This is a genomic window from Aerosakkonema funiforme FACHB-1375 (genome assembly GCF_014696265.1).
Taxonomy (GTDB): Bacteria; Cyanobacteriota; Cyanobacteriia; order Cyanobacteriales; family Aerosakkonemataceae; genus Aerosakkonema; species Aerosakkonema funiforme_A.
In genome coordinates this window covers 1-15,559 of record NZ_JACJPW010000157.1, presented here as the reverse complement: position 1 = coordinate 15,559, position 15,559 = coordinate 1, and the positions used below count along the sequence as shown (strand labels likewise).

The 15,559-nt window shown below is 45.4% G+C and carries 12 protein-coding genes and 1 pseudogene; 10 read left to right on the top strand and 3 right to left on the bottom strand.

Going from position 1 to position 15,559, the window contains the following annotated elements:
- Nucleotides 1-104 precede the first annotated feature (104 nt).
- From H6G03_RS34275 to H6G03_RS34260, 4 genes are all read left to right on the top strand, one after another.
- Nucleotides 105-1,067: a protochlorophyllide reductase gene (locus H6G03_RS34275; protein ID WP_190474885.1), complete on the top strand. Its 963-nt coding sequence runs from the start codon at nt 105-107 to the stop codon at nt 1,065-1,067.
- 66 nt (nt 1,068-1,133) lie between these two features.
- Nucleotides 1,134-2,564, top strand: coding sequence for an amidase (locus H6G03_RS34270; protein WP_190474883.1), 1,431 nt, complete (start codon nt 1,134-1,136; stop codon nt 2,562-2,564).
- Between the two features lie 145 nt (nt 2,565-2,709).
- Nucleotides 2,710-3,168 (top strand): hypothetical protein, encoded by a 459-nt coding sequence (locus tag H6G03_RS34265; RefSeq protein ID WP_190474882.1) that lies wholly within the window; start codon nt 2,710-2,712, stop codon nt 3,166-3,168.
- Nucleotides 3,149-3,868, top strand: a complete 720-nt coding sequence (locus tag H6G03_RS34260) for a hypothetical protein (RefSeq protein WP_190474880.1) — start codon at nt 3,149-3,151, stop codon at nt 3,866-3,868. The genes H6G03_RS34265 and H6G03_RS34260 overlap by 20 nt, the downstream gene beginning before the upstream one ends.
- Nucleotides 3,869-4,036: 168 nt before the next feature.
- On the opposite strand, the gene H6G03_RS34255 is transcribed toward H6G03_RS34260, so the two are convergent.
- Entirely contained in the window at nt 4,037-4,915 is an 879-nt protein-coding gene (locus H6G03_RS34255) for an EndoU domain-containing protein (protein WP_190474878.1), read from the bottom strand.
- 225 nt (nt 4,916-5,140) lie between these two features.
- Between H6G03_RS34255 and H6G03_RS34250 the strand changes: the two genes are divergently transcribed.
- Nucleotides 5,141-5,368, top strand: a complete 228-nt coding sequence (locus H6G03_RS34250; RefSeq protein WP_190474876.1) for a hypothetical protein — start codon at nt 5,141-5,143, stop codon at nt 5,366-5,368.
- 102 nt (nt 5,369-5,470) lie between these two features.
- Here the strand turns inward: H6G03_RS34250 and ilvC are convergent, their stop codons facing one another.
- Nucleotides 5,471-6,466, bottom strand: coding sequence for a ketol-acid reductoisomerase (gene ilvC / locus H6G03_RS34245; RefSeq protein ID WP_190474874.1), 996 nt, complete (start codon nt 6,464-6,466; stop codon nt 5,471-5,473).
- Between the two features lie 298 nt (nt 6,467-6,764).
- Between ilvC and H6G03_RS34240 the strand changes: the two genes are divergently transcribed.
- The 4 genes and pseudogenes from H6G03_RS34240 to H6G03_RS39635 form a co-directional block, all read left to right on the top strand.
- Nucleotides 6,765-8,813, top strand: coding sequence for a PAS domain-containing protein (locus H6G03_RS34240; protein WP_190474872.1), 2,049 nt, complete (start codon nt 6,765-6,767; stop codon nt 8,811-8,813).
- 127 nt (nt 8,814-8,940) lie between these two features.
- Complete coding sequence (locus H6G03_RS34235; protein WP_190474869.1) at nt 8,941-9,378, top strand: response regulator; 438 nt, start codon at nt 8,941-8,943, stop codon at nt 9,376-9,378.
- A complete protein-coding gene (locus H6G03_RS34230) occupies nt 9,378-12,194 on the top strand; it encodes a GAF domain-containing protein (protein ID WP_190474867.1) in 2,817 nt (938 codons plus the stop codon). The genes H6G03_RS34235 and H6G03_RS34230 overlap by 1 nt, the downstream gene beginning before the upstream one ends.
- A 66-nt stretch (nt 12,195-12,260) precedes the next feature.
- Nucleotides 12,261-12,920: pseudogene (locus H6G03_RS39635) on the top strand (RNA-guided endonuclease InsQ/TnpB family protein); the annotation flags it as partial.
- Nucleotides 12,921-12,996: 76 nt separating this feature from the next.
- Here the strand turns inward: H6G03_RS39635 and H6G03_RS34220 are convergent.
- The gene (locus H6G03_RS34220) at nt 12,997-13,539 is read right to left on the bottom strand and encodes a pentapeptide repeat-containing protein (RefSeq protein WP_190474887.1); all 543 of its coding nucleotides are present in this window, start codon (nt 13,537-13,539) and stop codon (nt 12,997-12,999) included.
- A 244-nt stretch (nt 13,540-13,783) separates the two neighbouring features.
- On the opposite strand from H6G03_RS34220, the gene H6G03_RS34215 reads away from it, so the two are divergent.
- Nucleotides 13,784-15,316 carry a SagB/ThcOx family dehydrogenase gene (locus H6G03_RS34215; protein WP_190474865.1) on the top strand — a complete coding sequence of 511 codons (1,533 nt, stop codon included), beginning with the start codon at nt 13,784-13,786 and terminating at the stop codon, nt 15,314-15,316.
- Nucleotides 15,317-15,559: the final 243 nt, after the last annotated feature.

Below are 15,559 nucleotides of genomic sequence, written 5' to 3'. Positions count from 1 at the left end.
CCACTCCCCCGCTCCCCCACTCCCACTTCGGTGTGAAACAGGAGCTGAGAACTGGAAAAATTAGATTGAGAGAACAAAGTTCGCACTCCAGGAGGATCGACAAAATGGAACAACCTCGCAAGCCAACAGTCGCAATCACGGGTACTTCGTCGGGAGTCGGTTTGTACGCCGCCAAAGCGCTGGTGAAGAGAGGGTGGCACGTAGTCATGGGCTGTCGGGATTTAGACAAAGCAGCAAGAGCAGCTCAAAGTGTAGGAATACCCTCGGACAGCTACACGCTCATCCATATCGACTTGGGCTCTTTACAGAGCGTGCGACGATTTGTGGAAAACTTTAGGGCGCGGGGTCTATCTTTGGACGCTTTGCTGTGCAACGCCGCCATTTATATGCCTTTATTAAAAGAGCCATTGCGAAGTCCAGAAGGCTACGAATTGACCGTTACCACGAATCACCTGGGTCATTTCCTGCTGTGCAACCTGATGCTGGAGGATCTCAAACGGTCATCTTATCGCGATCGACGGTTGGTGATTTTGGGAACGGTGACCCACAACCCCGACGAATTGGGCGGGAAGATTCCGCCGCGTCCGGATTTAGGCAATTTTGAGGGTTTTGCCGCCGGATTTAAAGATCCGATTTCCATGATTGATGGTAAGAAGTTTGAATCGGTGAAGGCGTACAAGGACAGCAAGGTCTGCAACGTCCTGACAATGCGGGAACTGCATCGCCGCTTTCACTCCTCAACCGATATCACCTTCAGTTCTCTCTATCCGGGATGCGTTGCAGAAACGCCCCTATTCCGCAATCACTATCCCCTCTTTCAGAAACTTTTCCCCTTGTTCCAGAAGTACATTACGGGGGGATACGTATCTCAAGAGTTGGCTGGCGAGAGGGTGGCGGCGGTAGTCGCCGATCCGGAATACAGACAATCGGGTGCTTATTGGAGCTGGGGAAATCGCCAGAAGAAAAACCGTAAGTCGTTTGTGCAACAGGTATCTCCCCAAGCTCGCGATGATGAGAATGCTGTGCGGATGTGGGAACTGAGCTATAAGTTAGTGGGATTGGCTTGATCGGGCTCAACTCAACCTACAATCGATAAGCTAGACCGAATCTTACCAAGCACGGGAGAAACTGCGATGATTGATGACCGAGAACCGATCGCTTCTAAAGTCGATCTAGCATTTACTCCCGCGCTGGAACAGGCGCGGCTGATCCGCAGCAAAGAAATATCGCCCCTAGAGTTGGTTGAAGTTTACTTGGAACGCATCCAGCGCTTGGATGCTCAACTGGGCAGTTATTTTACAGTAATGGCAGATCTGGCTCTGGCAGATGCGAAAGCTAAAACGGAGCAGCTCGGTAAGGGCGATACCTCAGATTTGCCGCCTTTTTTTGGTGTCCCGATTTCAATTAAAGACCTTAACCCCGTTGCTGGTGTGCCTTGTAGCTATGGTACGCCAGTGTTGAGGAGCCAGGTGGCTGCTTTTGATGATGGGGTGGTAATGCGAATTAAGCAGGCTGGCTTTATTATTTTGGGCAAGACTGCTACTTCCGAGTTGGGTTCTTTGCCTTATACTGAACCGCCTGGGTTTCCACCAGCTCGCAATCCCTGGAATTTGGATTATACTCCGGGGGGGTCGAGTGGCGGTGCGGCTGCATCTGTAGCAGCTGGATTGTGTGCTGTAGCACAAGGTTCCGATGGTGGTGGCTCAATTCGCGGCCCAGCTTTTTGTTGCGGTTTGGTGGGAATAAAGCCTTCCAGGGGTAGGGTATCTTACGCACCGATCGGAGATCGGCAAAGCGGGATCGGTGCCAATGGGCCGATCGCTCGTACTGTTGCGGACGCCGCCGCTCTGCTGGATGTCATGTCTGGCTATATTACCGGAGATCCTTATTGGTTACCAGATCCCAATCCTTCTTTCCTCGTTGCTAGCAGTCAAAAACCCGATCGTTTACGAATCGCTTTTGCGACGGCAATTCCACCCATCGGTGAAGCTTCTCAAGAATGTCAAAAACCCGTTTTGGAAATTGCCAAACTTCTAGAAGAATTCGGTCACAGCGTTGCACCCGGTTGTCCGGATTTTAACGGTTTGGTAGAGCCTTTCACAACAGTTTGGCTTTCAGGTGTAGCAGCATCTGGCATTCCTAAAGAAGCGCTGGGTTCTGTGAATCGCTATTTAGCAGAACGTACTTGCGATGCCGGTCAATATTTGCGAGCTGTTTGCCAAATGCAAGTTATTGCAAGGCGAATAGTTGGCTTTTTCGATAACTTTGATGTTTTGGTTTTACCAGTTTATTTGCATCCGACAATTCGCGTTGGCGAGTGGGCTAATCTCAGTCCGGAAGAAACTATGCCAAAATTAGCGAATTGGGTGGCTCCCTGTCCGCCTTTTAATGCTAGCGGACAACCGAGTATTGCCATTCCTGTCGGTTTCGATTCCAATGGCTTACCGCTGGGAGTTCAGCTTGTCGGACGACCTGCACAAGAAGCTACTCTCATTTCTCTTGCTGCACAAATTGAAACTGCAAAACCTTGGATTGGGAAGCGTCCTGCTTTTGCGCTGTCATAATTCAAGAAGTAGGGTGCGTCAGCGCGATAAAATTAATAATTACTTTGCAAATTATACTCTTATGACGCACTTTACAGCTAAAGTCTCAAACTCATCAGCTATGGAATGCTAAAATTTACGTAAGTCTGAATCCAGACCATTCTGAATGACCCCGCCATCTAATCCCCAACCATCTCAGCCATCTTCAAGCGCAAATCCCCCTCCGTCCCAACAGCAACCCCAGCTTAAAACGCGATTGGGAAGACGTACAGAAGTGGTTTTAATGAATATCTGGGAGCCTTTGGATTTGATGGGTAAGGCTTTAATGGGAGATCTTTGGACGACTACTTACTTGTCCGTTCAGGATGCGATCGCTCTCAGCATTCTTCTCCAAGTTCCAGGCTTAATCGGACAGTGGATTATCGGTAAGAGTTTCTCTGATTTTAGTGTTTGTCTGCAAGAAAGTGCTTTAGGGCCAACACGATATGCTTGTTTTATAATTGTGGCATCTGACTTTCTTTTGTGGATCGTCCTAGCGGGTCGAATAATCGGTCGTTTTTGGGTAGATTTGCGCGAGCTGAGAAAGAGTAAGGGAGGTGGCGGACATGGCTCTGGTCAACCGTGAAAAAATAAGCCTTTATGAAGAAGCTAAAGCGGGGTTAAGTTCGCTATTAGAGCAAACGGCTAAAGTCGGTGCTGGTTTGGGAATAATGCTACTGTTGACTGGGGGTAATCCACCAGCATATGTTGTAGGTTTGAGTTTTTTCTTGGGAATTGGTTTTGTTGCTTGGAGTGAAAAGAAGCGCCTTACAGAGTCTGCCAAGGAAATAGCGAAAACGCCTCTAAAATTTACGAATCAGATGGTTGTTTTTGAGGAGCGATTCCTCAAATATAACGAAAAAGCATTAAAACAGATTCAAGAAGAACTTCAAGTAGAATTTCGATACAAAATCCGACAATCTTTACAACAACTTCTTTTACAACAACTTCAATACGTAGGCACAATGGGAGCAGTTTACAAGATAAGTATTCTTGGAGACGAGGCGGAAAACTTAGAACAAGCGATTATAGACTATCAAAATGCCCTAAAAGTATTCACTCGCGAAACTTACCCAAAAAAATGGGCATTACTCCAGTACGACATGGGAGTAGTGTACACTAAACGTAGCATTGGAGATAAAGCCGAAAACTTAGAACGAGCGATCGCATATTATCAAAATGCCCTGCAAATATTTACTCATGATGATTTCCCAGAACTATGGGAAGTTATCCAACAAAATCTAGAGTCAGCTTATAGCGATTTCCAGTCCATTAATCGGTCTTGATAAAAGCAATATAGTGTGTGCCTATAGAGATATCGGTAGGGCGAAGCATTCAGACAGATAAATCTTGCGTTTGAGTTATGAATTTTAGCCTGAATGCTAATGCTTACTGCACACTACGCGAACACCCCTACAGAATACTAAATTCGCTTAGATTCCTAGTCCCTAGCTTTAATTTCTGCAAGGTTTGCCGCTGGGAGTGGCGTCGGGATAAAAAGTGACGATCGCATCTCTACTCTTGACAAAAACGGCACTGTATGATTTGCCCGTATCCATATCTTGCACTGGCAAAATACAAGCGCCTTGTGCATTTCCCTGCGCTTTAAATGCTTTGGTTGCATCTAATAGGAGTTCTTTCGCATCGGTGACCAAAGGGTAGCCTTTCAGGGAGTCTCTCCAAGTTCGATCGCCTTTTTTAATTACCACTCCCAAAGTATAAACAACTCCAGGAATTACTTCTTCTTTTTGTAAGTTGTTGGGTAAACGTCCCCCAATTCCTTCATTTTGCAATTGAAGATATCTAGCGAAATAATGCAGTCCGCCAATTTTTGTTGGAGTTTCTAATTCGCCGCAGAAAATATGTTCAAATCCTTCTCGCCTCGCCCAAATAGCCGTTAGGTCATCCAAAAATTCTGCTTCTGTATTCCGCACGGGTAGCAGTTGACCGCCGACAGCTTGTTTGATTTCGCGCAGGACATCTGGGTAATTTGACATCAATTGTTTGAAATCGCTGGCTTTGAGTTTGGTGCCAATTGCGCCGCAGGTTTTTAGTACATCTCGATCGAATCCACTTAGTTGAGGTGCTGGTGGTGTGATGTCTACTTTCTTTCCGCGTGGAAAACCAAGCTGTTCTGGGTTATTAACTGTATCAAAAAATAATTTTAATTCTGATGATGAAGTTGCTTGGGCAATGGTGGTGGGAGAAGGTAATGAAGTTGCTAAGCTATTGGGGGTAGGCAAACAGCTAAAAATCGCTACAGCAGCAATTACTGGCCATAGTAGCGCCTTTGTGACAATGGCAGCGAATCTAATCCAAAAATCTCGTTTCATATGGTTGTAGGAAAATCTATCGAAATTAGGCTGCTAATTTAGAGCCATGACAGTTACTTTTTTCTGGCTGACCCTGCTGGCTTCCGGAAATTTATTGTGCGATCGCATCCGTACCTGCACGCAGTTGTGATATAATACACAATTGAAATCCTCGTGAATTGAGATAAATTTACCTATTTCGGGGAAAATTGAGAAAAGAAGCGTTAGTGAAATTGTCAGCCAAAAATGAATAAAAAGACATTTGGCTTTATATTCGTTATCCTACTGGCGGGATTTATCATTGCTGGCGACAGCTTGACATTTCTGCCCCCACAGGTACGCAGTGCTAGTGTGCAAAGTCGAAACTTTGTAGTTGGGTTGATTCCCAAATGGATCAGACCTAAAAATCGCGATGCTGGTAGAGAACAAGAGATCCAGAAACTGGAAAAAGGACAGGATACCAACCAACAATAGAATCATGGGTAAATTTTAAATTTTAGATTTCAGATTTCAAATTTCAATAAATCTGGAATCTGAAATCTGAAATTGGTCATTACCAACTAGCAACTACCGAGACTATGCCTTTTTCAGCCAGCTGAACATCGCTCGCAAATCCTTGCCTACTTCCTCGATTGGGTGTTCGGCTTCTTGACGGCGCATAGCAGTAAATCCGGGCTTACCTGCTTGATTTTCTAACACGAATTCGCGGGCAAATTGACCGGTTTGAATTTCTTGAAGAATCTTACGCATTTCGGCGCGGGTTTGGTCGTTGACAATGCGAGGGCCACGGGTTAAATCGCCGTATTCCGCTGTGTTGGAGATGCTGTCGCGCATTTTGGCTAAGCCGCCTTCCACAATCAAGTCAACAATCAGTTTGACTTCGTGGAGACATTCAAAATAAGCTAATTCAGGCTGATAGCCAGCAGCCACTAAGGTTTCAAAACCACCTTTGATTAAGGCACTCAAACCGCCGCAGAGTACAACTTGTTCGCCAAATAAATCGGTTTCGGTTTCTTCGCGGAAAGTAGTTTCCAGGATTCCGGCGCGAGTACCGCCGATACCTTTAGCGTAAGCCATTGCGCGATCGCGTGCTTGTCCGGTCGCATCTTGATAAACTGCAAATAAACAGGGAACGCCTTCTCCCTGTTCGTAAGTGCGCCGCACTAAATGTCCTGGCCCTTTAGGTGCTACCATCACCACATCTACATTTGCGGGCGGGACAACTTGACCGAAGTGGATATTGAAGCCGTGGGCAAAAGACAGTACCTTACCTTCGGTCAAATGCGGTTCGATTTCGTTTTTATAGATTGTTTTTTGCACTTCATCGGGCAACAGGATCATAATCCAGTCTGCTGCTTTGGCGGCATCAGCTACACTGTGGACAGCTAAGCCGGCTGCTTCGGCTTTAGCAGTAGATTTACTGCCGGGATAAAGCCCGACAATAACGTTTATACCGCTATCTTTGAGGTTGAGGGCGTGAGCGTGGCCTTGCGAACCGTAGCCGATGATGGCAACGGTTTTATTGGCTAATAAGTCTAAATTGGCATCAGCGTCGTAGTACATTCGGGCCATAGGGGCAACTCCTTCGGTGCAAGCGTAGTCGTTCTCTGCAAACTTTTAATCATACCAAAATATGGTGGTGTCCGATCGGCTATGTGGGATACGATTTTGGCAAGAGGAAGCAGGGAGTGTGAGAGCGAACTAGATGGGATGCGATCGCTCTTTCTCAAACACAAGGTTTGGGCGATAATTGTATGCAGACTTTAAACCTAAACGGCTGGCGCACTTTTATTAAAAATATTTCTTATCAATATATAGTTAGTAGTAAAGCTCAAATCAGCCTGCAACTGATTGAATAAATAAAGCACTTATGATGGATCGAGATCTGGAAAGACCTAACCCCGATTACGAGCGGATAGAATCACATTTGTTGAGGCGTACTCGCCAATTGGAGATTCTCTGCCGCGCTATTCATCAGCTAAACTTAGCGCTCGAAATACCAGTTGTTATGGGAAGTTTAGTTGCTTCAGCAATGGAATTAGTCGAAGCAGGAGCGGGTACTTATGGCTTGATTAACCAAGGTGAAATGGTTTTTAACGAGTACCGCGAAAATGAAAAAATTCGACCTATAAATATAGTATTTTCGCGAGGAGTTGGTGTTCCGGGTAGGGTAATGGAAACAAGGGAACATTACATTTCTAACGCTCCCAATAACGATCCGCACGTCCTCCCCCAGATGTACCAAGAATTCGCATTTTATAACATTGTAAATATGCCAATTTTTAATCGTAGAGGTGAATTGATAGGTTGTTTGGAATTGCACAACAAAGCAGAGCGTCGTCCATTCGATAGTAATGACGTTACAGTACTGCAAGGTTTGGCTGCCAGTGCGGCAGTAGCGTTAGAAAATGCCCAGATATTAAAAGAACGCGAAGAGGCTCTGGAAGCGCTAAGAAAAAGTGAGGAACTATACAAAACATTAGCCAGAAATTTTCCAAACGGTACGGTTGCCTTGTTCGATCGCGACCTCACCTATACAATTGCCGAAGGTACGGAACTGGCTTCGATCGGTCTTTCCAAAAAATCCTTGGAAGGCAAGACACTTTGGGAAATATTCCCGCCTAAATTTTGCGAAATTGCCGAACCAATGTATCAAGCAGCACTAGATGGAAAAGAGACAGTCTCAGAAATATTTTTTGCCAATCGCATCTATCTCGTACATACGTTACCCGTAAAAAATGAGTCAGTCGAAGTTGTTTCTGGCATGGTGATGATGCAAAATATTACCGAGCGCAAGCAAGCTGAAAAAGAACGACAGCAGTTAATATCATTGCTAGAAAATAGTTCTGATTATATTGCCTTAGCTTCTCTGGATGGAAAAATAATATTCCTGAACGATGCGGGTCAAAGACTGGTGGGTATAAATAATATAGAAGAAGCTAAGAGAACAGTGGTATTCGATTTTTTGATGAAAGAAGATATCTGCGATTATATGGAGAGGGTGTTACCGGCAATTATTAAAAACGGACGTTGGGAAGGTGAATATAGGTTTAGAAATTTTCAAAATAATGAGCCAATAATAGTACAGAAAAATGCTTTCAGGATCGCGGATGCAAAAACAGGTAAACCAATAGCGATCGCCACAATTAGCCGAGACATCACAGAGCGGAAACGAGCCGAACAGGAAATTATCAAACTCAATGAAGAATTAGAGAAGCGGGTAATTGAAAGAACCGCACAACTGGAAGCGGCGAATAAAGAACTCGAAGCTTTTTCTTACTCAGTTTCTCATGATTTGCGTGCGCCATTGCGAAGTATTGATGGCTTCAGTCAGGCATTACTAGAACGATATGCGGATAAGTTGGATGAGAAAGGCAAACATTACCTGCAACGGGTGCGTGCGGGTAGCCAGCGGATGGCGGAACTGATCGACGATTTGCTAACTTTGTCTAGGGTGACCCGCAGCGAAATGCACCGCACGCAAGTCGATCTGAGCGCTCTAGCCAAAAGCATTTGCCAAGAACTTCAAGAGACACAGCCGCAGCGTCAAGTGGAATGGCAGATTGCAGAAGGACTTGTTGCCCAGGCAGATGCGCGGCTATTGCGAGTCGTTATGGAAAATTTGCTTAACAATGCCTGGAAATTTACCTCCAAGGGTATACGATCGCACATAGAGTTCGGATGCGAAATACAACCGGATGGCCAAATGGCCTACTTTGTGCGCGATAGCGGTGCTGGTTTCGATATGGCTTACGCCGACAAACTCTTCGGTGCTTTTCAACGTCTTCACAACACAGCTGAGTTTCCCGGCACAGGCATTGGGCTGGCAACAACACAGCGCATCGTTCACCGACACGGCGGTCGAGTGTGGGCAATAGCCGCAGTCGATCGAGGTGCAACTTTCTACTTTACGCTTTAGCCAAAACTAGGGGCTAAAAAAGTCAAAAGTCAAAAGTCAAAATTTCCCTTTCCCCTAACCCCTAGCCCGACGCCCTCTTGCCTCAGTCAAAAGTCAACTATTACCAATTATCAATTGAGAGAAGGATGTGAATCACAAAAAAATCTTATTAGTAGAAGATAATCCAGATGATGAAGAGTTAACTTTGCTAGCTTTCGAGGAGAGCAACCTTTTGGGGGAGGTGATGGTAGTACGGGATGGGGCAGAAGCACTGGATTATCTACTTGGTATGGGTGCATACGCAAACCGCGATGTCAGCTTCAAACCAGCGGTAGTGCTGCTGGATTTGAAGCTACCTAAAATGGATGGTCTGGAAGTGTTACGCCGACTGCGTACCGACGAGCGCACAAAATTCATTCCTGTAGTTATTCTTACAACATCGATCGAACAGGAGGATATCATAAAAAGTTATGACTTAGGTTGTAATAGCTACATTCGCAAACCAGTAGATTATCTTCAATTTATTGAAGCTGTAAGGCATATGGGGTTATACTGGCTATTTTTAAACAAAGCACTGTCAACGTAATGGCTAATTTTTCGCTGCGTGTTTTGGTAATAGAGGACTCAGAAGACGATGCTGAGTTACTGGTGTACGAGCTGGAGAAGGGCGGTTATGCCGTTATATACGAACGGGTGGATACGCCTACCGCTATGAGTGCAGCGCTAGAGCAACAGGAGTGGGATGTCGCGATCGCTGACTACTCCCTACCCCGTTTTAGCGCTCCCGCTGCGTTGAATTTATTGAAAGAAAAAGGGCTGGACTTGCCTTTTATTATCGTTTCGGGCACTATTGGCGAAGATGTGGCAGTAGCTGCCATGAAAGCAGGAGCCCACGACTATTTGACGAAAGGCAAGCTAGCGCGACTGGTGCCTGCGATCGAGCGCGAATTGCGCGAAGCCCAAGAGCGGCGCATCAGACGCAAAACAGAACAAGCTTTGCGAGAAAACGAAGAACGGTTTCGTTCCCTAATTGAAAATGGTTTAGACATTATTACAGTCGTCGGTAGCGATGGAAAAATACGGTACGAAAGTCCTTCTGTAGAAAGGGTTTTAGGCTACAAACCGGAGGAATTAATCGATAAAAGCATTTGGGATTACATTCATTGTGACGATATCAATAATGTCATCAATACCTTCACTAAAGTAATTCAAAATCCCAGCGTTGCTGCATCCACAGAGATGCGTTTTCAACATAAAAATACTGATTGGCGCATTCTGGAAGCAATCAGTAAAAACTTTATCGAACCTTCAGGAGTAACAAGTATTGTTGTCAATTGCCGCGATATTACAGAGCGAAAAAAGGCAGAAATTCTACTGCAAAAGCAGGCGGAATCAGAACGTTTGCTTGCAGCGATAACTCTCCGAATTCGACAATCCCTAAATCTAGATGAGATTCTGGCAACAACGGTAGAAGAAATCAGACAATTTTTGCAAGCAGATCGCGTCAGTATATATCGCTTTGACAATGAGCCAAATGGCACGCTCATTACAGCTTCAACTACTCCTGATTGGACGATAGAAGAGGCGCTCGACCTTCACAAAAACTGGTTTATAGAAGAGCGAACAGAACAAAATATTTTAGAGATCGAGGCGATTAACGATATTGAGCGAGCAAAATTGTCTCCCAAACATTTGGAATTGATGATTCAACTTCAAATAAGGGCAAAGGTTAGTGTACCTCTCCTGTGTGGTAAGGAAGAAAGCTCCGGGATGAGGAACGAATCACAGACAGAGAGCAATGCTTTTTTCCCCCCTTCCTCCTCTCCCCCCCTCCCCCCCTCTTCTTTATGGGGAGTAATGGTAGTGCATCAGTGTTCTAGTATACGGCAATGGCAGCAATTTGAAATTGATTTGTTAAAGCAACTGGCAACGCAAGTAGCGATCGCTATCCAACAAGCCCAACTATTCACAAAAGTTCAACAGCAAGCTGAGCGAGAGCAATTACTCAACCAGATCGGTCGGACACTAAACAGCAGCCTCGATCCACAACATATTTTACAGCAAATTGTCCAACTAACAGGACAATGTTTTGGTGTCGATCGGGTAATTTTGTATAGCCTAGAAGCCGAGCAAATTCAAGTACTGAATGAATGGCGAGCCAACGAGGAAATACCCTCCATGCTAGATTTCAAAGCGGCTCTATCAGATTGGCTAGACCTACTAGCTCCTGCTTCTAAATGTAACTGTGACAAAGCTTTCCATGCTCCCAATTACGCACGATTGCCCAGCAAGCAGACCCGACAAGTTCAAACAAAGCAATTGCAGACCCTTTCCGTGCTTAGTGTGCCCATTTTTATTCACGAGCAAATCTTCGGCGGCATTTCATTGCACACCACAATTTCTCCGCGAACCTTTACTCAAGACGAAATTCATATACTGGAGAGAATTGCAGACCAAGCCACAATTGCTCTTTACAATGCCTTAAACTACGAATGCCTGGAAGAATTAGTAAAACAGCGAACTCAAGAATTAGAGCAGGCAAAACTTGCAGCCGAAGCAGCAAGTCGTGCCAAGAGCGAATTTTTGGCTAACACCAGCCACGAATTGCGGACTCCGCTCAACTCGATTTTGGGATTATCTCAGATGTTGATCGAACAGTTTTACGGGCCTCTAAATCCCAAACAATTGGAGTACATGAATTGCATTCATAGTAGTGGCGAACATCTACTGTCTTTGATTAATGATATTCTCGACTTGGCGAAAGTGGAGGCAGGTAAAGAAGATTTAGACCTTTCCACCATAGTAGTTCCCGATTTATGCTATTCTTGCTTATCAATTGTAGGAGAGCGGGCATACAAAAAAGGGTTGAAACTGACAAGTAAAATTGACCCGCAACTGCATTTTTGTATTGCTGACGAACGCCGCTTGCGGCAAATGCTGCTGAATTTGCTCTCGAATGCAATTAAGTTTACTGCTGTAGGTGAAGTCTCCTTAACAGCTTGCAAGCAGCCTCACGGGATATCTTTTACGGTAGTTGATACGGGCATCGGTATTGCCCCAGAAAATATATCTTCTCTTTTTCAACCCTTCTGTCAATTGGATAGCAAACTCAACCGAAAATACGAAGGAACGGGGTTGGGATTGGCTCTGACGCGCCGCTTAGCGAGATTGCACGGTGGCGATTTGAGTGTGGAATCCCAACTCGGTAAAGGTAGCAAATTCAGTATTTATTTGCCGGATGTACCTGCAAAAGCTGCGATTACCCCTGCTATTCTGGGAGGGAGTGGGGGAGTGGGGGAACGGGGGAGTGGGGGAGTGGGAGAAGGAATAAGATTGGCGTTTAACAGAGAATGTCGGCAGAAGTCCCCAACTAAAATCTCCGATTTAGTTGGGGATGAATGACGACCAACTAACTCAGAAACGAAGTAACGACATTGCCTTTTTGTTGAAACATTGCTATAATCTTATCATCATGCCGTTGTTAGTGATGGCAAAAAGATTTCTAAGTATGACAATCCCAAGCATATAGCCAAGCATGAAAAGAACTTAAAACGCAAACAACAAAAACTTTCCCGAAAAAAAGATGGAAGTAAGACTAGGGAAAGACAGCGCAAATTAGTAGCTAAAGTTCATGAACGAGTAGCCAACACGAGGCAAGATTTTCTGCATAAACTTAGCCATAAGTTGACCAGTGATAGCCAAGCTGTGATAGTAGAATATCTTCATATCAAAGGCATGGTTCGGAACCATAATTTAGCCAAAGCAATATCTGATTGTGGATGAGGAATGTTTGTCAATTTCCTAGCGTACAAGTTAGAACACAAAGGCGGAAAGCTTGTCGAAATTGATAGATGGTTTCCCAGTTCCAAGCTCTGCTCTAATTGTTATCATCAAGTCTCTGAAATGCCACTAGACATTAGGGAATGGGTTTGCCCTAATTGTGGAACCAAACATGATAGAGACGAGAATGCCGCAACAAACATTAGAGAAGAGGGGATCAGAATAATGAAGACGGAGGGGACAGCCGTCTCTGCTAGTGAAGGGGAGGTAAGACCAAAGGGCGGACGCAAATCCGTTCTGAGGCACTCCCCCGTGAAGCTAGAAGCCCCAACTATAGCGTCAGCTTAGTTGGGGTAGTTCACTTCCAATCCAAAATCCAAAATCCAAAATCCTGGCATCGGGTGACTTTTAAATTTTGGCTTGCTTATCCGAAAGAAGAATCTCCTCGATAGCCATCAGGAAAAATTGTTGTGCGATCGAACAATGCTTTGGATAAATCGATTTGCTGGGCGCGAAACAAATTGCTACCTGCCAGTTGCGCTCCTTCCAGGTTAGCTTGTTCTAAATTCGCTCTGCTTAAATTGGCGTATCTTAAATCAGCGTAACTGAGATCTGCATAATGTAAATCTGCTCCCTGCAAGTTGACACCCGACAAATTTGCAGAGCGCAAATTAGCATAACGCAGATTGGCTCTGGAGAGATTAGCACCTTGCAAGTTTGCTTCGGACAGATTAGCTTCGTACAGCTGGGCATCACCTAAGTCAGCAGCTTCCAGTTGAGCTTGGCGCAAATTGGCCCCACTTAGGTTGGCATAGGGCAGATAGGTTCCCCGAAGCTTGCTGCTATTGAGATTAATTTTCCGTAAATCGGCTTGAAACAAGTAAACTTCGCTCAAGTCGATCGGCTCAAAGTCTCTTTTTCCACCTGTGTATTGAGCCAATAATTCCTCCGCGCTTAACTGCTCCATCTTGCTGTTGATATTAGAAGCTTCTACTCCCATGAATGATAAACAAAGTTTATATCTTATATTCTGAGTATTTATACTCAAAAGACTACTGTTAAATGTAAACTGTTGGTAACGGGGGACACATTTTTTCTAATTTTTTTTTAAGATTTGTAAAAGAGATGCACTTGAGCGGGTAGCTAGCGATAACACTTTTGGTGCGGTAAATGCCAAGATCGAAAGGAAATAGAAGCATTTGATAACTTGTATGGCAGAAGTGCGAGGATCGATCGCTCAGCATTACCACGAGCGCACCAAATATGACCCCGAAACGATTGCTACCAAAAGTCAGGGTTTAGACTGGTCGAAGCAACCTGTGCCATTCAAGGAATACAAAATTGGCACTTCCTTTGACCTGAGACCCTATCTGAAACAAGAACCCGAAGCAGCTGTCAGCGCGGAGGTAAAGTGGTGGCGGCGTCTGTCGCAGTTGCTGTTTTGCAGCTACGGCTTGACGGCGAAAATGCCGATGCCGATGATAAATGCAGAGCCGATGTATCTGAGGGCAACGCCTTCCGCCGGTGGGCTGTATCCAGCTGAAGTGTATTTAATTTCTCGCGGGACGCCGCTACTGCCGCCAGGATTGTATAACTATCAGCCCAAAACTCATTCGCTGATTCATTTTTGGGAAAATGATGTTTGGAGGGCTTTGCAAGATGCTTGTTTCTGGCATCCGGTTTTAGACAGCACTCAGTTAGCGATCGTCACGACAGCGATTTTTTATCGATCGTCCTGGCGCTATCACGATCGCGCCTATCGACGGATTTACTTAGATACCGGTCATTTACTCGGCAATATCGAGCTAGCCTGCGCGATGAATGACTACCGCCCCCATTCGATTGGCGGTTTTGCCGATGAGGCGGTCAACAACTTGCTTTACCTCAACTCGGAGGAAGAAAGTACCATAACTGTAATTCCTCTGGCAGACTTACTAGATATCAAACAAAACTTGCCGCTAGCTCAGACAGCGTTGCCTTCCGGGACTCAAACCGATTATCCTCAAGTACCGGATGGGGAATTGCTGGGATATTTCCATCGCGCTACCAGGATTGATTTGTCCAACGCACCAAAGATGACGGACGCGACAGGGAAATCTTTGCAAGATAAGTATAACTTTCCCTTTTGTCTGAAAGTTTCTACGGCGACAAGGCCGATCGATTGGGGAGAAAAGCTGGAAGCACTCTTACACAATATTCTCAGACGTCGTTCCACTCGCGCTTACACAGGCGCTAATCTCACTTTGGAGGAACTGAACGCTTTACTGGATTTCACCTATCAACCCCAGCACTACGTTGAGCAAGGTTTAGATGGTTCTCCAGATTATTTCGATCTGAGTTTAATCGAGACGTTTATTGCTGTCTCAGGGGTCGATGGGTTAGAGGATGGCTGCTATTATTACGCACCACTAGCCCAAGAATTACGACAAATTCGCTTTAAAAACTTCCGACGAGAGTTGCATTACCTGTGCCTGGGACAGGAACTGGGACGGGATGCAGGGGCGGTGGTGTTTCACACGGCTGATTTGAAAACGTCTGTGGCGAAGTATGGCGATCGCGTTTACCGCTATTTGCACATGGACGCGGGTCATCTGGGACAAAGGCTGAATTTGGCTGCTATGCGCTTCAACTTGGGAGTCAGCGGTATTGGTGGCTTTTTTGATAATCAGGTGAATGAAGTGTTGGGTATCCCAGCTGATGAAGCAGTTCTGTACATCACCACTTTGGGGCGTCCGCGATCGTGAGGAGAGTCAAAAGTCAAAAGTCAAAAGTCAAAAGTCAAAATTTCTCTCTCTTCCCTCTTCCCTAGCCCCTAGCCCCTAGCCCCTAGCCCCTAGCCCCTAGCTCTTGCTAGCGAACCTTGCTAGGTATGTCAACCGGAATTTTGCCTGAAGCCACCCCAGCCCTAAAGGGACGGGGGTTCAAAATGCGATAAAACCTCCACTTGGCTCTCCCAAATTGGTACAACATCCAAGTTCTTAGATCGG